The organism is Parafrigoribacterium soli (assembly GCF_040227235.1).
GTDB lineage: Bacteria > Actinomycetota > Actinomycetes > Actinomycetales > Microbacteriaceae > Parafrigoribacterium_A > Parafrigoribacterium_A soli.
In genome coordinates, this window is record NZ_JBELNZ010000004.1 from 568245 (window position 1) to 585984 (window position 17740).

The window sequence follows — 17740 nt, forward strand, 5'->3', positions numbered from 1 at the left end:
TGTTGACGGCACCCATCTACGGGCAGCGGCGGCGGAGATGGGAACGGTCGCCCTTCGACAAGCTCAGGGAACGTCAGCGCTTTTTCTTCTTGGACTTGAGCGACTTCTCGTCGACCGGGGCGTCACCGGATGCCCGCAGCGCCGCGTAGTACGCCCGCGCCTCGTCCTGCCGCTCGGCCTCGATGCCCGTGGCGATCGTGGCGCGCAGGTGCTCCGGTTCGTAACCGAAGGCATCCACGAGGTCTTGTGCGTGAGGGCGGAGCCGCGTAATCAGCCGGTCGATGTATGCGCTCACCGCCTGGCCGCGCCGGGCGGAGACACGACCGTGGATGAGGTACCACGACAGGTTCTTCTCGATCAGGCCGAGGCCGAACACGTCGTGCAACCACGACAGCACCTGCTTCGTACCGGCATCCTCGACGCGCTCCAGGGCTCGGGTGAACGCCTCCCACTGCAGCAGTTCCGCGTGGGCTCGGGCGGCCTCGATCAGCTCGTTCTGCTGCGAGTTGAATAGGTCCGCGGCATCCGCCTTCGACAGCTTGGATGCCGGGCGCAGCCTGCCCGCGATCTCCGAGATCATCGTCTCCACGCGATCGGTGAGCAGCTCGCGCTGCACGTTCGTGTCACGCAACTCGTGCACCGAGCGGGCCGTGGAGCCGAAGTCCCGCACGGTCTGGGTGAGGGTGCGCAGGCCCGTGCCGTGATAGGCGCGATCCGCCGCCTGCTCGACGACATAGCGGGCCAGGGCTCCGGCATCCGCGTTCTTGAACTTGGAGCTGAAGTCGGTGAGCAGTCGCTTGGCCACGAGCTGCAGCAGCACGTTGTTGTCGCCCTCGAAGGTGACGTAGACGTCGAGGTCGGCGCGCAGGCCGACGAGGCGGTTGGATGCCATGTATCCAGCACCGCCGCAGGCCTCGCGGGCCTCCTGCAGGATGTCGAGGGCGGCCCAGGTGGAGAGCGGCTTGAGGGCGGCGGCGAGGGTCTCGAGGTCCTGGCGGTCCTCATCCGTGTCGGTCTTGCCGCTGAACACCGAGTCGAATTTCACGAGGAAATCGTCGTGGGCGAAGTTCATCGCGTAGGCGGTGGCCAGGCGCGGGATGAGCCTGCGCTGGTGCCGCTGGTAGTCGAGGATGACCTCTTCGTCGGTGTCGCTGCCCGCGGTGAACTGGCGGCGCTGGTTGCCGTAGGTGATCGCGATCGTGAGGGCCATCGCGGAGACTGCGGTCGCCGCGCCATCGAGCGAGACGCGGCCCTGCACGAGGGTTCCGAGCATGGTGAAGAAGCGGCGGCCGGGGCTGTCGATGCTGGAGGAGTAGGTGCCATCCGCCGCCACATCCCCGTACTTGTTGAGCAGGTTGGTGCGCGGAACGCGCACGTGGTCGAAGTGCAGGCGCCCGTTGTCGATGCCGTTCAGGCCGCCCTTCCAGCCGTCGTCTTCGCCGCCGACGCCGGGCAGGAAGTCGCCGTTCTCGTCACGGATCGGCACGTAGAAGCAGTGCACGCCGTGGTTCACACCCTTGGTGATGAGCTGCGCGAAGACGGTTGCGGCGATGCCGTCGCGGCCGGCGTTGCCCAGGTATTCCTTCCAGGCCGCGCGGAACGGCGTGTGGATGACGAACTCTTCCGTTTCTTCGTCGTAGGTGGCCGTGGTGGCCACGGAAGCGACATCCGAGCCGTGTCCGATCTCGGTCATGGCGAAGGCACCGGGCACATCGAACTTCATGATGCCCGGCAGGAAGGTCTTGTGGTGGTACTCGGTGCCGAGGTGCAGCACGGCGGAGCCAAACAACCCCCACTGCACGCCCGACTTGATCTGCAGCGACGGGCTCGCCGAGACGAGCTCCTCGAACGCCGTGATGTTGCCGCCGTTGTCTTCGAGGCCGCCGAGCGACTTCGGGAACGCGCGGTGCACCTGGCCCTTCTCCACCAGGATGTGCAGCTGCTGCTTCGTGCGCTCGCGCTGCTCGTCGAGGGTGAGACCCAGTACGTCGTGCAGCTCGCGTGTCTTCGCGAACTCGCGGGCGGTGCGCCGCACCTCGCCCCAGGTGCCCAGCAGTTGTCGTCCCAGGCTCGCGACATCGACGGATGCTTCGGCCGGTGTCTCCGCCAGCTGGGCGTCGACTTCGGCGTCCACCGCCTTCGATCGCTTCGTGTCCTGTGCGCGGGTGCGTGGCGTGACGTCGACCATTGAGGGCTCCTTCGTAACTCTGCTTCCACGCTATGCGGGCGCCTCTGGCGGCCTAAATCGCCCGTTGGCGAGCTACAAAAGGGCGCGGGATGGCCATGGAGGCGCTGTGGCAATCCCCAATCGCGCCCGTTTCGATACGCGAGCTCGTACCTCGCGCGCTACTCAAACCGCGTGCTACGGCGCACCCAGTAGCGTTGGGGACATGCTCCTCCCCGTCATCATCGGCCTCTCCGGCGCGCTCATTTTCGGCGCGGCTGACTTCCTCGGCGGAATGGCGGCCAAGCGCATCAGCGCGGTGCGAGTGACGGCGATCGGGGCCGCATCCGGTGTCGTTCTGTTGTGTGCCGCATACGTGTTCATCGGCGGCACCTGGTCGCGCGAGGCGGTGCTGCTCGGCGCGCTCTCGGGCGTGACCGGGGCGATCGCGATCGTGCTGCTCTACGCCTGTCTCGCGATCGGGCCGATGAGCATCCTGTCGCCGACGACGGCCGTGGTCTCGGCCCTCGTGCCGATGCTCGTGGGTGTCGTGCGTGGCGATCGGCTCAACACGATCGGTTACGTAGCCCTCGGGCTCGCGCTCGTCGCCGTCATTCTGGTCGGCTTCGTGCCCGAGAAGGGTGCGGTGCGCCCGTCGCTCAAGGCGCTCGGGATGGCCGTCGGCTCCGGCGCGATGATCGGAGCATTCATCGTGATCATCGACATGACCCCACCGGACTCCGGAGTCGTGCCACTCATCGCCAACCGCGCCGTCAACGGGCTGATCGTGTGGACCGCGATCGGCGTGATGGTCCTCCTCGCGAAACGCAGGGGACGGGCGACCGGCGTCACGCCGACCGATTCCCGCGGATGGCGCCCCGGCCTGACCCTCGCGATCGTCTCCGGTGTGATCGACGCCACGGCGAACGTGTTCCTGCTGATCGGGCTGCGGGTGGGCGAACTGACCATCCAGTCCGTCCTGACGGCGCTGTACCCGGCCGGCACGATCATCCTCGCCGCCGTCGTGCTCAAGGAGCGCATCGCGCCCGTGCAGATTGTGGGTCTCGTGCTCGCGATCACGGCGGCCAGCATGCTCGCGCTCGCCTGACAGGAACGGAGGAGAAACTGCGTCCGGGCCGCTCGGAGCTCCTCCCTTTCGCGCGGATCGGAAGAAACCTCCTCCCCGCCGACCACTGCCTGCGGGGCGAGAGTGCTGCCGCGCGTCGGCGCAACCCCTGCCGCGGCCCGGGGCTCGGGCGTAGCGTCGCACGTGTGCGAACCCGCACGGCAGGTCCACCAACTACAACTGGAGGAATTGTGAACGCCAACTCAGCCTTCGAAAGGTCGAAGTATCCCCGTACGGCAGTGGCCGGGCCTTACGGGCATCCGTTTCATCCGATTCTGGTGACGATCCCGATCGGAACCTGGGCGGCCAGCCTCATCTTCGACATCATCGCTCTGGCCAACGACGACGACCGAACCGCGTTTCTGCTCGGCGCACAGGTGCTGATCGTCATCGGAATCATCGGCGCGGTGCTCGCGGCGGTCTTCGGACTGCTCGACCTGTCGACGCTGGCCAAAGACACCGCGGCGCGAAAGACCGGACTGACGCACATGGCGATCAACCTCACGGTCGTCGTGCTGTTCGTGATCAACTACTTCGTGCGCGCCGCGGGAGGCTTCGACGACGTCAGCGTCGCCGGGCTCATCCTGACCATCATCGGACTGCTCGCGCTCGGCGTCTCCGGATGGCTCGGCGGCAAGCTCGCGTATCACTTTGGCGTGCGCGTGGCCAAGGAAGAGACGCAGCTCGAGGGCTTCCGCTAACCGTCACTCGGTCTCACCGCCTGCCGGCGAGGAGGCTGCCGGGTCGTGGTCGGCAGCCTCCCGCCTGTGCTACCAGACGATCAGGAGGCTCGGCCAGGCGGTCGACGCGGCAAAGGCGTCGCTCCCCGTGAATCTGGCCGTCACCAGGTGGATGCCACGCTTCAGCTTCGGCAGGGTCACCTTGGCTCGCCCGTCCGCTCCGAGAGTCGCCGTGGCGATCTGGCGGGAACCGTCGTAGATGACGACGTCACCGCTCGCCGGTCCGTCCTGTGTGCGCACGCTCACCGTGTACTTCACCGTCGCGTGCGCGGACGCGAACAGGTGGTTCAGCCAACCGCTCGTATAGGTGCGCTGCGGTTCCGTCACCACGGACCCGGTCACCTCCAGCGGCACCTGGATGCTCGTGCCCGTCGACGCCACCGCGACCGTGAGGGGGAACGCGCCCGGGGCTGTACCCGCCGGGATCGTGACGGTGACGGATGCGCGGCCCACCTCATCCGTGGTGTCGACGATCGCCGGATCGATGACTGCGGAGCCGAGCACGGTGTCGCCCGCGCTCACCGTGACGGTCCCGGAGTTCGGTTCGCCGTTGCTGAACAGAAGCGACGAGAGCCCGAGCGTGACGGTGTCGCCGACGCTGTAGCCATCGGCATCCGGTGCGGAGAGCGTGACTCCGACCGCGCGCTGTGCGTAGTCGGGCGTCGCGACGGGGTTCGCCGTGAAGTAGTCGACCATGCTCTGCAGGTCGATCTTGCCCGAGTCGGCGGCGTTCGTTCCAGACGCGAGGGTGGTGAAGTTGTCGCCACCCGACGCGAGGAATGAGTTCACGACGACCTTGAAGCTGTCGCCGGCCGTTACCAGCTTGCCGTTCACATAGATCGCGTCGATGTGATCGCCCGCCGCTGCCGTCGGGTCGTAGGTGTACTTCAGCGACTTGGAGACACCGAGCTTGAGGAAGGGCCTGCTCGCCCCGGTGGGTTGCCACTGCTCCTCGAGCACCGACTTCAGCTGGGCTCCCGTGAGCGTCATCGTCACCAGGGTGTTGGCGAAGGGCTGCACGCTCGCCGCCTCCTTGTAGGTGACGTTGCCGTCCGGGTCTCCCGGCCCGCTCGACGCGTAGGTGAGGTCGGTGCGCAAGCCGCCCGGGTTCATCAGGGCGAGCTGGGCACCGGCATCCTTGGTCGCGTCGAGTTGCACGTCGGCCACGAAGTTGCCGAGCGTCGATTCGCCGCCGCGGTTCTCCTCGCCGTTGCTCTGCACCGCCCGGTTGAAGTCAGCGGTGATCTCTCCCACCTTGACCGCACCCTTGACGTCGGCGACGGCCACGGCATCCGAGACGATCTTCGCGACATCCGCGTTCGGCGGGAAGGCGCCGAACAGGGGAAGCACCTCGCCGTCGGAGGAGACGATCTTCTTCGTGGTCGGGTCGACGGTGATGTCGAGGTGACCGTAGTTCTCGCCGTACTTGCCGGCCTCGATCACCGGTCGCGTGCCCGAGGTTCCCGGAACGGCGACGTCCTGGTCGAACACCACGTGGGTGTGACCGGCGACGATCGCGTCGACGTTGGCGTCGACGCCCTTGTTGATCGTGCCGAAGGCCGAATCATCTGTCGCCGAACTCAGCGCAGAGGTAGTTGCTCCCTCGTGCACGAGCAGGACGATGACATCCGCCTCGCCGTTGGCTTGATCGCCGTCGCTCAGCTGGTCGGCGACGCGGTTGACGGCCGGCACGATCGCACCGACGTCGAGGTCAGCGATCCCGGCCGGACTGACCAGGGAGTGCAGCTCCTCGGTGTCTGCGCCGATGAAGCCAACCGTGATGCCGTCGACCGTCTTGAGCGAATACGGCTGATACGCCGGAGTCGTGGTGCCCTTCTTGTAGAGGTTCGCCGACAGGTACGGGAACGTCGCCGCCGGAATGACGCGGCCGTTCAGATCGGATGTTCCCTTGTCGAACTCGTGATTGCCGAGCGCGCTCGCATCCAGCCCGATGGTGTTGAGGGCGTCGATGGTCGGCTGGTCATCCTGAATGAACGAGGTGAAGGTGGATGCGCCGATGTTGTCGCCCGCAGACACGAACAGCGTGTTCGGGTTCGCCGCGCGGTAGGCATCGACCATGCCGCCGAGCACCGCAGCGCCCGCGGCGGGCTTCGATGCCTCGAGACGACCATGGAAGTCGTTGATCGTCATGATGTCGATATTGACCGGAGCAACGGTGTCACTCAGCCCGATCTTGATCGGGTCATGGTCGCTCGAACGGAACGGCGTTCCCGCCTCCGCCTGCGGATAGGCATAGCCGCGATCGCTCCACTCCGGGGAGTTGATTGACCACACGCCGATGCCGGTCACCGAGTCCGCGAGCGCCTTCGTGGCGATGGCGTGGTCGAGCGATCCGAGCTCGCCGTCGAAGGTGTAGGTGTACTGGTTGTCGGTCCTGGTCGGCAGCAGGTCCACGAGCCCGGCGCCGGTGAGCGCCTGGATCGGGTCCTCCTGTGCGTAGGAGTTGTAGTCCCCGAGCGAGAGCACGTTCTTACCCTTGGCCGGGTCGTCGGTAATCGTCTTGATGAAGGCGATGAGGCTGTTCGCCTGCTCCACCCTTTCGGCGTTGAAGCGGCCCTGTCCGTCCGCTGGCTCCGCGCCGTCGCCACCCTTCGACTTGAAGTGGTTGCCGATCACGGTGATGATCTTGCCGTCGACATCGAAGGTCTGGGCGATGGGCTCGCGAGCGATGTCCCAGACCGTCTCGTCGACATCCGCAAAGCTGTCGCCGACCCGCGTGACCGCGGCCGGCCTGTAGATGATGGCGTTGGTGATGAAATCGGTCGTGGATGCGGCGTCCGCGAGCGCCGCCGGGGTCGGCACGTAGGCCCAGGTTCCGGCACCCGCCTTCGCGTTCAGCGCGTCGACCAGGTCGGCGAGCGAGGTGTCGACCGGATGCCCGAACTTGATCGAGTTCTCGATCTCCTCGAGGGTGACGATGCTGGCGTTCAGGCCGAGGATGCCCGCGACCACCTTCGACTTCTGGATGGCGAACTGGGCGTCGCTGGCCGCGCCGCGCGCATCCCCGCCGAAGTCGGTGAAGTAGTTCTCGACGTTGAACGACGCGACGGCAAAGTCGCCGCCCACATTCGGCGAGGTTGCCGGGCGAGGGTTGAGCGTCTGGAAGGTCGGCTTGTACTCGGCCGGGCTCGCGTCATTGATCGGGATGCTCGGTTCGAGTCGGTAGTCGCCGAACCCCTCGCCCAGCACCATGGCCTTGGCTGCCGGAACGAAGCGGTCCCCGTTGCGCACGACGACGTCCTTCGTGAAGAAGGGCTGCGTGCCGGGGTGGGCGCTGTTGTCGACCCGGATGCTGTACCCGTCGTCGACGAGCAGTCGCTTCGCGCGATTGGCCGCGGCGATCGCGTCGGCCTGGGGACCGGCATCCGTCGTCTCGGTGCTCTTGACGGCCATGGCGCCCGCGCTGAGCCAGAGCGTTCCGAAGTTGTAGAGCTGGTGGCTGGAGCTGAGGTAGTAGTTGCCGGTCGGCTTGACGAGCATGCCCTCGAAGGCCTCGCGCGCCGTGCCGACGACGCTGTCGGGCAGGTCCGTTGCGGCGGGCACGCCGACCGCCGCGGTCACGAGCGTGACCTGGCTGGCGTCGGTGGCGGCGATCTGCGTCTGGCCGCCGTTCTCGCCTGCGACACCGGTGACGTCGACGAGGTCACCGATGGCGACGGAGGGGTTGGCCTGGTTGAGGTAGACGAAGATGCCATCGGATGCGCCGGCGATGCCGGCGGAGGTGGCGGACTGGATGAACAGGCCGCGGAAGTTGCTCGCTCCGCGGTAGTCGGCGGTAACCACTCCCTCGACGGTGACGGTCTGCCCCGCGAGCGGGGTGGAGCTGCCGGTTCCCTGCACCTGGGCGATGCTGTGGTCCGGTGTCGCGGCGAGCGCTGCGCTCGGAGCCGCGAGGACAGAAAGTCCGAGAGCCAGTGCCGTTGCCAGTGCCGCTGATTGCGTGCGCCATCTCATGATTCGATCGACTCCCCTGTCGGACCCCGCGCCCACCCGAATGAGCGTGCCCCCCAATCGGGGGCCACTGTTCACCCTAGACAGGGTTGTTCAGTCGTGTCGAGAGGAAAATCGAAAAGTCAGCTGCCGTTCGCGTGCGCGTCATCCGCGCGCCAAAACGCGAGTTGCCCACATCCGCCCCTCCAATGCCCGAAGTGGGCCGATACTGGGGCAAAAGTGGGCAACTCGCGGAAGGTGTTCCGTGGGTCAGGCGGCGTCGAGCGCGGCGATCTCCTCCGGCGTCAGCGTCACGTCCACGGCCTGCACCGAGTTGCGGATGCTCTCGGGCCGCGATGCACCCGGGATCGGGATCACGTGCGGGGACTTGGACAGGTGCCAGGCCAGCGCGACGACTTGCGGGGTCAGGCCGCGCTCATCCGCGATCTTCTGGAACGGCGCGAAGCGGCTTCCCAGCTCCGCCGCGTTCGAGATGCCGCCGAGCGGGCTCCACGGCAGGAAGGCGATGCCCATCTCATCGGCGAGCTCGAGTTCCGGTTCGCTCGAACGGTAGGAGGGCGAGAACTGGTTCTGCACCGAGACGAGGCGGCCGCCGAGGATCTCCTGGGCGAGCTTCATCTGCTGCGGGTTGGCGTTCGAGATGCCCGCCATGCGAATGGTGCCGGCGTCGAGCAGGTCGCGGATGGCGCCGACCGAATCCTCGTAGGGCACGTTCACGTCGGGGCGGTGCAGCTGGTAGAGCCCGATCGCGTCGCCACCGAGGCGCCTGAGGGATGCCTCTGCCGCCTGCTTGAGGTGCTCCGGGCTGCTGTCGATCGTCCAGGTTCCATCGCCCGGGCGGAGGTGGCCGCCCTTGGTCGCGACCAGGACGTTCGAGGTGTCGCCGCCCCAGGACGCAATCGCCTTCGCGAAGAGCGACTCGTTGTGGCCGACCTCGCCCGCGTGCAGATGGTACGCATCCGCGGTGTCGAAGAAGGTGACCCCTTCGTCGAGCGCGGCGTGGATGGTGGCGATGGAGCGGGCCTCATCCGGCCGGCCCTCGATCGACATGGGCATGCCGCCGAGTCCGATTGCGCTGACCGTGACGTCTCCGATGGTACGAGTCTTCATGCTGGCTTCTTCCGTATGTGTAGGCAGTTCGCCCAGCGTAATGCTCTGAGATGAAGGGCTCGTGAGCGTCTCGCGGTGACTGCGGTGTGACCGGTATGAAGGAGAAAGCCGACTTCGTGCCGCAATAATTCCCTCTTTTCGTGCGGATCCCGGAGAGATTCCTCCGTCCGCGCTAGCGATCGCCCGCGTGTGCGAACTCGCGGCCGGCATCCGCGTTGCTCGCCATGAGCTGCTCGAAGCGGGCGAGGGATGCGGCGCCCGGCCAGTCGGCGGGCAGCGCGCTCGGCGGCAGGCCGGGGTCGAGATACGGGATGACGCGCCACTCGTCAAGCGTGCGGATCCAGGTCGCGAAGGCGGACACGGGCGCCGGGCCGGTGAACTCGAAACCGTCGGCGGCGTCGAGGAAACCGTGGTGCAGCGACTCAAGGGAGGGGAGGTCCCACCAGTCGGCCGCGGCCTCGGCGAGCGAACCAGAGGGACTCGGTGTCGCGGTCTCGAACAGCGTGGCGAAACGGCGCAGACCGAGCTCGGCGAGGATGCCCTCGACCTCGTCGGTGAGAAAGGCCGGGCAGATCCACAGGGCCGGCGACACCGTGCCGCAGCCGATCCAGGTGAGCTGTCTGCGCAACTGGTGCCGCTCTGCGCGCAGCGTTTCCGGTATCGAGAACGAGATGAGGCACCACGGGTCGCCGTCGCGCATCTGACGGAAGGTGAAGATGCGGCGATCTCCGTTTTCGAGCATGTGAACGGCATCCGGATTGAGGCGGTAGTCGCCGCCGCCGGCGGGCAGCAGGAGGCCCTTGCGGCTGACCCGCAGCACCGCCGTTCTCGCGTGAGCCGGGGAGATGTCGACGGCGCCGAGAAGCCGGATGAGCTGGCCGATCGAGACGCGTCCGCCCAGCTCGCGCAGGCACGCGCCCACGATGGTGCGCAGCAGGGACGTCGCGCTGCCCGGCCGCGAATCGAAGTCGTCGAGGATCATGCGTGCGGGCGGCCGAGCAGCTCTCGCACGGCGTCGAGACCCGCGAACAGCTCGGTGAAGCTCGTGCTGAGCGGCGAGAGTCCGATGCGCAGCCCGTTCGGCGCACGGAAGTCGGGAATCACGCCTCGCTCCCAGAGCGCCGGCATGATCGAGCGAAAGTCGTCGTGCCGCAGCGTGACGTGGCTGCCGCGACGGGAAGCCTCGCGCGGGGAGGCGACCGTCACTCCGTGTTCGGCGAGCAGCGCATCCGTCACCTCGATCGCGAACTCGGTGAGCGCCACCGACTTCTCCCGGATCGCACCCATGCCCGCCTCGGCGATGAGCTCGAGCATGTCCTGCATGGCGAGCATGCCGACGATCGCCGGGGTGCCGCTGATGAAGCGACGGATGCCCTCGGCGGGCTCGTAGTCCTGCCCCATCGCGAAGGGCTCGCTGCTGCCCATCCAGCCCCAGATGGGTTGCCGCAGGCTGGACTGCAGTTCGGAACGCACGTACCCAAAGGCGGGAGCCCCAGGGCCGCCGTTGAGGTACTTGTAGGTGCAGCCGACCGCGAGGTCGACGCCCCACGCGTCGAGCTGCAGGTCGACCGCGCCGACCGAGTGGCAGACGTCCCAGAGCACGAGCGCGCCGGCATCGTGGGCGATGCGCGTGATCTCCGGCGCGTCGGCGAGGAACCCCGAACGGTAGGCGACGTGGCTCAGCACCACGAGCGCGGTCTGCGGTCCCACTGCGGCGGCAACCTGTTCGGGCGTCACGCCCGCGGTCGTGTCGGACTGGACCCAGCGCAGGGTCTTGCCGCGCTCATCCGCGATGCCCTGCAGCAGAAAGCGGTCGGTGGGAAAGTTTTCGGTGTCGAGCACGATCTCGCTGCGGCCTGGGCGCGCGTCGGTGGCCGCGCGAATGAGCTTGTAGAGGATGACGGTGGTCGAATCGCCGACGAAGGTCTGGCCGTGCGCCGCGCCGAGCGTCGTCTCGCCAATCGAGTCGCCGATGCGCAGCGGCAGCTCCATCCAGCTCTCGTCCCAGCCGCGGATCAGCCTGCCGCCCCAGGCCTCGGTCACGAAGCGGCTCATGCGTTCGGCCGTCGCCCTGACCGGTCGGCCGAGCGAGTTGCCGTCGAGGTAGGCCACGACGGTGGGATCGTCGCTGCCGACGAAGAGCTCGCGGTAGTGGCCCATCGGGTCGGCGGCGTCGAGTGAGGCTGCGCGATCGCGCAGCGCGCTGAGTTGATCGGTCATGAGAGAAGTCCCTCCAGGCTCTCGATGCTGAGGACGGATGCGGTGGCCAGCCACGCGGCAGTGTCCGGTGTGCGGGGCTCGGCGATGTAGCTCGCGCGGGGACCGAAGCCGGCCGCCGCGGGCATGCTGGCGATCGAGTCGACGAGCGCGTCCGGGCCGAGCCCGGCATCCGCGAGCTCCCGCAGCTCGCGCGCGTTGATGCCGAGCGGCAGCGTGCCGTTGCCGAGGTCGGTGCCATAGAGCACCGTGCCGCCGAGAGCGACGAAGCGACGCACGTTCCGCTGTGCCACCTCGAAGTCGCGGCCGTAGCGACCCCAGCCGTGGATGTCGAGGGTGCTCACCCAGCTCTGGCTGCGCGCCATCGCCGCCAGGAGGTCGTCGCCGAGCTCCTCGCTCCACGGCGCGTGCGCGAGCCGGTCGACGCCGGCCTCGAACGCGCGCGCCGCCTGGCCCGCGCCCTGCGCGTGGGCGGCGACGATCACGCCGCGAGCGTGGGCGTGGCCGACGATCGCGTGCAGGGTGGCGTCGTCGAAGACAGGCCCCGCGTCGGAGTTGAGGGCGACCTTGATGAAGCTCGCGCCCGCGTCGAGCTGCCGGTCGACGGCCTGCGCGGCGTCCCCGACCGAGGTCACGGTCGCGACGGCCCCCGTGGGCGCCCAGCCGCTCCCGCTCGGATAGCCCCCGGGGGCGGTCAGCAGCTGGCCGGCGTAGCGCACGGAGGGCAGATCGGCGGCATCGGCCCACCCGCGAGCGGTCTCGAGGTCCCAGCCGAAGTCGTCGACGGCCGCGATGCCCGCCGCGGGCAGCGCGCTGCCGTCCACCAGCCCGAGGTGCACGTGCGCGTCGCGGAAGCCCGGGAGCAGCGTGCCCGCCAGGTGCCCGGATGGCGCTGGGTCGGCATCCGTCGCCAGCCGGAAGCCGCGCGCGTCTGCAACAACGACGCTCGACCCGAGCCACTCCCCCGCCCAGCACTCGTCGACGGTGAACACGGTCGCTGAGCTTGTCGAAGCGTCATCCGTCATCCGCCCTTCGACAGGCTCAGGGACCGAAGGGAGGGTCACCGGATCTCCGTGCGCACTGCAAAGAGCTCGGGGAAGAAGGTGAGGTCGAGTGCCTTCTGCAGAAAGCTGACCCCGCTCGATCCGCCGGTGCCACGCTTGGTGCCGATGATGCGCATCACGGTCTTCACGTGCCGGAAGCGCCACAGTTGGAAGTTGTCTTCGAGGTCGACGAACTCCTCGCAGGTCTCGTAGGCGAGCCAGTGCTCCTCCGGGTGCTCGTAGATCTCGCGGAAGGTGTCGACGAGCTCCTCGTGGAACGCGTAGCCCTGGGTGACATCGCGATCGAGCACCGAGGCCGGTACGTCGAATCCGTGACGGGCGAGGTAGCGCAGGAACTCGTCGTACACGCTCGGCTCGGCGAGCAGTGTCGACAGCAGTTCGTGCGCCTCAGGGTTCGACTCGAACACCCGGAGCATGCCCGCGTTCTTGTTGCCGAGCAGAAACTCGACGGCGCGATACTGGTACGACTGAAAGCCGGATGCGTTGCCCAGGTAGCCGCGAAATTGGGCGTACTCGGTGGGCGTCAGCGTTGCCAGCACGGACCACTGCTCGGTCAGCTGCCGCTGGATGTGCTTGACGCGGGCGATGCGCTTGAGCGCCACCTGCAGTTCGTCGGCGGCGATGAGCGCCCGCGCGGAGAGCAGCTCGTGCCGCATGAGCTTGAGCCACAGTTCGCTCGTCTGGTGCTGGATGATGAACAGCACCTCGTCGTGGTGCACGGGATCGCTCACCGGAACCTGCGCGGCGAGCAGCTTGTCGAGTTGCAGGTACGAGCCGTAGCTCATCCGGTCTTTGAAGTCCGTGACGATCTCGGACTCAATAATGCGCTCGTTGCTCGCGGTGTCAGCCATGCGAGCCACCGTATTACATATTCGCGACGGTCGCTAGGGAAGCGTCACACCCGTGCGTCGTGGTCCGTATGTCCGAGCTACGTCGAAACAGACCAATCCGTCGGTCCAGCCGGATGGTCGGCAACCCGAAAGGAGGAGAACTCGCATGCCAGCGGCAAAATCCTCCTCCTTTTCGCGCTGAACCCCAGGAACGTCCCTCATTCCGGCATTCGGGGCCGGACCGTCTCGACCCGGGACCAGCCACTCCTCCACACGATGCCTTCCGCAGAAGTGTTCCTCAAAGTGGCACGGCCCCATCCTCTAGCGCATGGCGTGGGCGACACTGGCGCCATGCATCTCTCGTCCGCGATGGCCAGGCTCGGGCATCTCGCCGCCAGAAGACAGCTGGCCGAACTGAGAATCGGGCGACACCAAGTCGACCGGGCGCTCAATGAGGGAAAGCTGTTAGCCGTCAGAGCCGGGTGGGTCGCGACGCCGCAAGCCAACCAGCTGGCGATCATTGCCGTTCTCAGAGGAGCGCGACTCACCGGCGCGACCGCACTGCGTTCGTACGACGTCTGGGCGGGGGATGACCGACGAGTGCACCTGCAGGTTCCAGCCAACGCGCACAGGGTGAACCAGCATCCCTCGACCCCGATCGCGCAGTTCTCACTGCCAATGTTTATTCCGAGCGGCGTCGTCACCCACTGGGCACGTCCGATCGAGGCCGTGCTTCCGACCTCAGCCGCGACTGCGGTCCCCCGCCGCAGCGCGCCCAGCGCTGCGGCGGCCTGGCGAGTCTCAGTGGCGGAAGCAATTGTGCAGTTCGCGCGCCACGAGCCCCATGAGCAGATCGCCGCCGTGCTCGAAAGCGCCGTGCACAAGAAGCGATTGTCGCGCAGCGCGGTGGCGCTGCTCCTCACTCATTTGCCTCGACACCAGCGTCGGGCCATGGCCCGCCTGAACTTCCTCGGCGAGTCGGGAATGGAGACCATCGTACGATTTCGGCTCGAGCAGCTGGGTCTTCGCCTACAGCAGCAGGTGCAGATCGGCGAGCACCGGGTCGACATTGTCATCGACGGCTGGCTGATCGTGGAGTTGGACGGCGACGAATGGCACGACCCGGTCAAAGACAGGATTCGCACCAATCGACTGATCCGTGCCGGCTATCGGGTGCTGCGGTTCGGCTACGCGGAGGTGTTCGGCAGCTGGGACGAGACCATTGCGACCATCCTCGAAATGGTGAACGGCGTCACGTTCGCCTGAACTACCGCGGAACCACAACTGCTGGGGGCCACTCCCGCTGCGGAGCACCGCTCTCGACCACTGCTGCCCCGGAGCACCTGCTTCGGGACCACCGCCCGACTCCGAGCGACCGGATAGGAGGAGAACTCGCTCACGAGCGGCGCGATCCTCCTCCTTTTCGCGCTGAGCGGCGAATAGTTCCCTCACCATAGACGTCCGGATCGCCGTTCCCGCCGCCGAAGGATGTCACGACGAGTTGGGCCGGTTCCGCGGCCAGCGCCATGCAGCGAAGGTAGAAGCGATGAACGATTGACATGCCCTCAATCTACGGTGCCGGGGAAGGCCAGACTCGCCTCGGCAAGGCTCCTCAGCTCTTCTTGTCTGGCCCGGCACCGATCGCCCACACGCGCGGTGGGGTCACACCGTTGACCACGTAGTCACCGATGATGCGCGCCTTGAACACCCAGGGGTTGTGGTTCGCAGCAGTGCGCGCGTTCCTCCAGTGGCGGTCGAAGCCCTTCTTTACACTTACACCGGATGCCGCGAGGGCGTCGAAGACATCCGACGTCGCGTGCGTGGCCAGCGCCGTCAGCACGACCTGGGCCTGCGCGGTTTCGAGCTCCGCGAGGTCGTTGAGGCGCTCGTCCTCGATCTCGTCGTCGAGGAATGCACCCTCGTAGGCACCCTGAAGCGCACGGGCGGCGCGCTCGACGGTTGCCTCCGCCGCGTACCCGGCCGCGGACACCTGACCGATCACCTGCAGGATCTGCGGATCGCTGGCAAAGGAGTCGGAGTTGCCGTGCGAGAAGATGCGGGTGCGATTGCGTACCTCCGCCGCGATGTCGCGCTCGGCCGCCTTGATCGAACCGGCGAGCACCGAAAGCAGCACACCCTGATAGAACGCGGTCTGGTATTTGAAGCGGGTGTCGAAGTCGATCACGTTCTCCGCAGGCACCACGGCGTTCACGAAGGTGCTGGTGCCGGAGCCGGTGGTGCGCTGGCCGAAGCCATCCCAGTCATGCTGGTGACTCACGCCGTCCTGGTGCGCGTCGACCACGGCGATCACCTTGACGTCATTGTCGGTGCGCTGGGCGAAGGTGTCGATCCAGTCCGCGAAGATGCTGCCGGTGGAGTAATACTTGGTGCCATTGACGTGAAACTGAGCGCCGTCGCCGCCCTCGATCGGGCTGACCTTGGTGATCACATCCCCGATCTTCACGGCACCGATCTCCGTCCAGGCATTTCCAGCGATCTGCCCGGCGGCGAACCTCTCGAGCCACACCTCCCGCTGCGGGCCCTTCGACACGAGCCGATCCTCGACGAAGGCGAAGTGTCCGCGAAGTGCCTGCGGGATGTTCGAGTCCGCGGCCGCGAGTTCGGTCAGGAGGCGAAACAATTGCGGGAGCGATGCGCCGAATCCGCCGTGTGCAACCGGCACACGCAGGGCGCCGAAGCGGGCATCCGTCAGTTCCTTGATCTCTGCGTAGCCGAGTCTCTGTTCCTTCTCACGCTCGAGCGCGCCGGCTGCGATGCGCTCGAAGATCGGACGGAACACGGCGGTCAGACTCGAGTAGTCGACCTCGGAGGCGACTGTGGCAGTGGGCATGGTTCGACCTTTCGTTGGCGTGACGCAGCGACGGATGTCGGTCGACGGCCGGCATGGAGGCCCTCGGCCCGACGGCCGCCAGCGCCGACATGGCTGCGACGGTACCCGCAGGGCGTCCTCTGCAGCAATGATCGTGACGCCATGTGCACGCAGGTTGCGATTCGTGACGACGCCGACGGCACCCGCACAAGCAGAAGGCGCCCACCCCTGAGGGATGAGCGCCTTCCGTGTGAAGCTGACGACTACAGCGCTGCGAGCTGCTCGATCACGGCATCGCCCGGAGTGGTTGAGGTCACCGTGCAGCGACGTGGCAGGACTGCCTGCGACGCCCTCGTGGTCTGCAAGGTGCTTCGACTTCAAGCTCATTCACGGAAAAGCAATTGACATTCGAACACTGCTGCCAGAGAGTGTAACGACATCCGCAATCGCAGATGTCCGTAGCCGGGACCCGAACTTGCTTAAAGAGAGAGCCCGTCCGATGCGAAAATCTCGAAAAATCCATGCCTTGGTCTTCACGACTTTAGGACTGATAATCGCGGGAAGCTTTGGAGCAGCACCGGCGCAGGCCGCGACTGGGCCATGGGGGTCCGTGATTACTTGCAAGCTTGCAGTTCACTATCCGCACAACTCGGGCCACGTATCTGGAACGATAAACGTTTCGTCAGACATTTTGTGCAGCGGAACCGTCGACGCGATCTACACGACAACCGGACTGCGCGGCAAGCAATCGTCAAACGGTTGGGCGCAAGCATTCAACACGAACTACAAGGACTCCAACGCCGCAAAGCCTTGCGTCAATGGCACGTACTGGGGTATTGGTTCAGGCACGATCACGTTCCCGTCGGGGTACACGCCGCACGTGGCGAATGTAGAGGGCACCGGAATTAAGCGTTCTGTCAATTGCAGTACCTCTGGGCTCGCCGCTGCAAGCACCCAAGATGATGTGGTTGTTTATGAAGTCAGCGCCGTGCGAAGAGGTTAGCCGACAACGAGCGATTGACTCGAGACTCATCAGTTGAAACCAGCAATAGATCGCGCTCCTGCAGCTTGGGTGACGGCGGGCACCAAGACATTGCGCTCCCATGTGGGCAGCTTCGTTCCCGCCGCTTTCCCGGCCTACGCTCGCATCCTTCACGGCGTCACCTCGAGTGACGGTACGCCGCGGTCGTGGCGCGATGTTGGGGAAATAAATGGCCGGGTGCTCGAACCCACCACCCAATGGGCTGAGATTGAAGCAGATTCCGAAGGGGTGTCCTGGGGAAGCGCCCCACGCAGAGGCACGATGTCCGCACGCGAGGCCGAATCACTTGCACGCGCTCTCTCCTCATTCACGGAATCACCCAACGAGTGCTTCTTCGGTTTGTGGGAGGGCTGGGGTCGCGCAGAGCTGCCAGGCGGCCCCCGCTTCGACTCCTCGACACGGAGAATGGGGCTGTTCGCGGGTGCATTGTCTGAGGCCATCCACTCATTCCAATTGCCGCCAGGCGAGCGAATTGCTAACCTCTGGTGGCCTGCAGACCACGCATGGTTTGTCGTGACCGAGATCGATTTCGACAGCACCATCGTGGCCGGCACTCGCGCGTGCATCGAGGCCGTGCTCTTGTGCGACGCATTGGAAGCAATACAGGTCCGCCCCGAAGATAATCTCGGCGCGAAATAGATCTCC

The 17740-nt window shown here is 66.5% G+C and carries 12 protein-coding genes; 4 read left to right on the forward strand and 8 right to left on the reverse strand.

Translation table 11 applies throughout. The features are described from left to right. Positions 1 to 73: 73 nt before the first annotated feature. Entirely contained in the window at positions 74 to 2188 is a 2115-nt protein-coding gene (locus ABUA37_RS13985; RefSeq protein WP_349899825.1) for an acyl-CoA dehydrogenase family protein, read from the reverse strand. A gap of 202 nt (positions 2189 to 2390) precedes the next feature. Between ABUA37_RS13985 and ABUA37_RS13990 the strand changes: the two genes are divergently transcribed. Continuing rightward, on the forward strand, positions 2391 to 3272 hold the full coding sequence (locus ABUA37_RS13990) for a DMT family transporter (protein ID WP_349899826.1): 882 nt from the start codon (positions 2391 to 2393) through the stop codon (positions 3270 to 3272). Between the two features lie 257 nt (positions 3273 to 3529). Then, the gene (locus tag ABUA37_RS13995; protein WP_349899883.1) at positions 3530 to 3991 is read left to right on the forward strand and encodes a DUF2231 domain-containing protein; all 462 of its coding nucleotides are present in this window, start codon (positions 3530 to 3532) and stop codon (positions 3989 to 3991) included. 69 nt (positions 3992 to 4060) lie between these two features. Here ABUA37_RS13995 and ABUA37_RS14000 read toward each other — a convergent pair whose 3' ends face one another. The 6 genes from ABUA37_RS14000 to kynA form a co-directional block, all read right to left on the reverse strand. After that, on the reverse strand, positions 4061 to 8005 hold the full coding sequence (locus ABUA37_RS14000; protein WP_349899827.1) for an ExeM/NucH family extracellular endonuclease: 3945 nt from the start codon (positions 8003 to 8005) through the stop codon (positions 4061 to 4063). Positions 8006 to 8251: 246 nt separating this feature from the next. Beyond that, the gene (locus ABUA37_RS14005) at positions 8252 to 9112 is read right to left on the reverse strand and encodes an aldo/keto reductase (protein ID WP_349899828.1); all 861 of its coding nucleotides are present in this window, start codon (positions 9110 to 9112) and stop codon (positions 8252 to 8254) included. A gap of 172 nt (positions 9113 to 9284) precedes the next feature. Beyond that, positions 9285 to 10094, reverse strand: a complete 810-nt coding sequence (locus ABUA37_RS14010; protein ID WP_349899829.1) for a PaaX family transcriptional regulator — start codon at positions 10092 to 10094, stop codon at positions 9285 to 9287. Next, positions 10091 to 11332 (reverse strand): kynureninase, encoded by a 1242-nt coding sequence (locus ABUA37_RS14015; protein ID WP_349899830.1) that lies wholly within the window; start codon positions 11330 to 11332, stop codon positions 10091 to 10093. The genes ABUA37_RS14010 and ABUA37_RS14015 overlap by 4 nt, the downstream gene beginning before the upstream one ends. Further along, a complete protein-coding gene (locus tag ABUA37_RS14020; RefSeq protein WP_349899831.1) occupies positions 11329 to 12393 on the reverse strand; it encodes an amidohydrolase family protein in 1065 nt (354 codons plus the stop codon). Before ABUA37_RS14020 ends, ABUA37_RS14015 begins: the two co-directional genes overlap by 4 nt. Beyond that, the gene (gene kynA / locus ABUA37_RS14025) at positions 12390 to 13244 is read right to left on the reverse strand and encodes a tryptophan 2,3-dioxygenase (RefSeq protein WP_349899832.1); all 855 of its coding nucleotides are present in this window, start codon (positions 13242 to 13244) and stop codon (positions 12390 to 12392) included. Before kynA ends, ABUA37_RS14020 begins: the two co-directional genes overlap by 4 nt. A 330-nt stretch (positions 13245 to 13574) precedes the next feature. Between kynA and ABUA37_RS14030 the strand changes: the two genes are divergently transcribed. Then, positions 13575 to 14489 (forward strand): endonuclease domain-containing protein, encoded by a 915-nt coding sequence (locus tag ABUA37_RS14030; RefSeq protein ID WP_349899833.1) that lies wholly within the window; start codon positions 13575 to 13577, stop codon positions 14487 to 14489. Positions 14490 to 14835: 346 nt separating this feature from the next. On the opposite strand, the gene ABUA37_RS14035 is transcribed toward ABUA37_RS14030, so the two are convergent. Next, a complete protein-coding gene (locus ABUA37_RS14035; RefSeq protein ID WP_349899834.1) occupies positions 14836 to 16074 on the reverse strand; it encodes an acyl-CoA dehydrogenase family protein in 1239 nt (412 codons plus the stop codon). A gap of 1426 nt (positions 16075 to 17500) precedes the next feature. On the opposite strand from ABUA37_RS14035, the gene ABUA37_RS14040 reads away from it, so the two are divergent. Beyond that, positions 17501 to 17734 carry a hypothetical protein gene (locus ABUA37_RS14040; RefSeq protein ID WP_349899835.1) on the forward strand — a complete coding sequence of 78 codons (234 nt, stop codon included), beginning with the start codon at positions 17501 to 17503 and terminating at the stop codon, positions 17732 to 17734. Positions 17735 to 17740 lie beyond the last annotated feature (6 nt).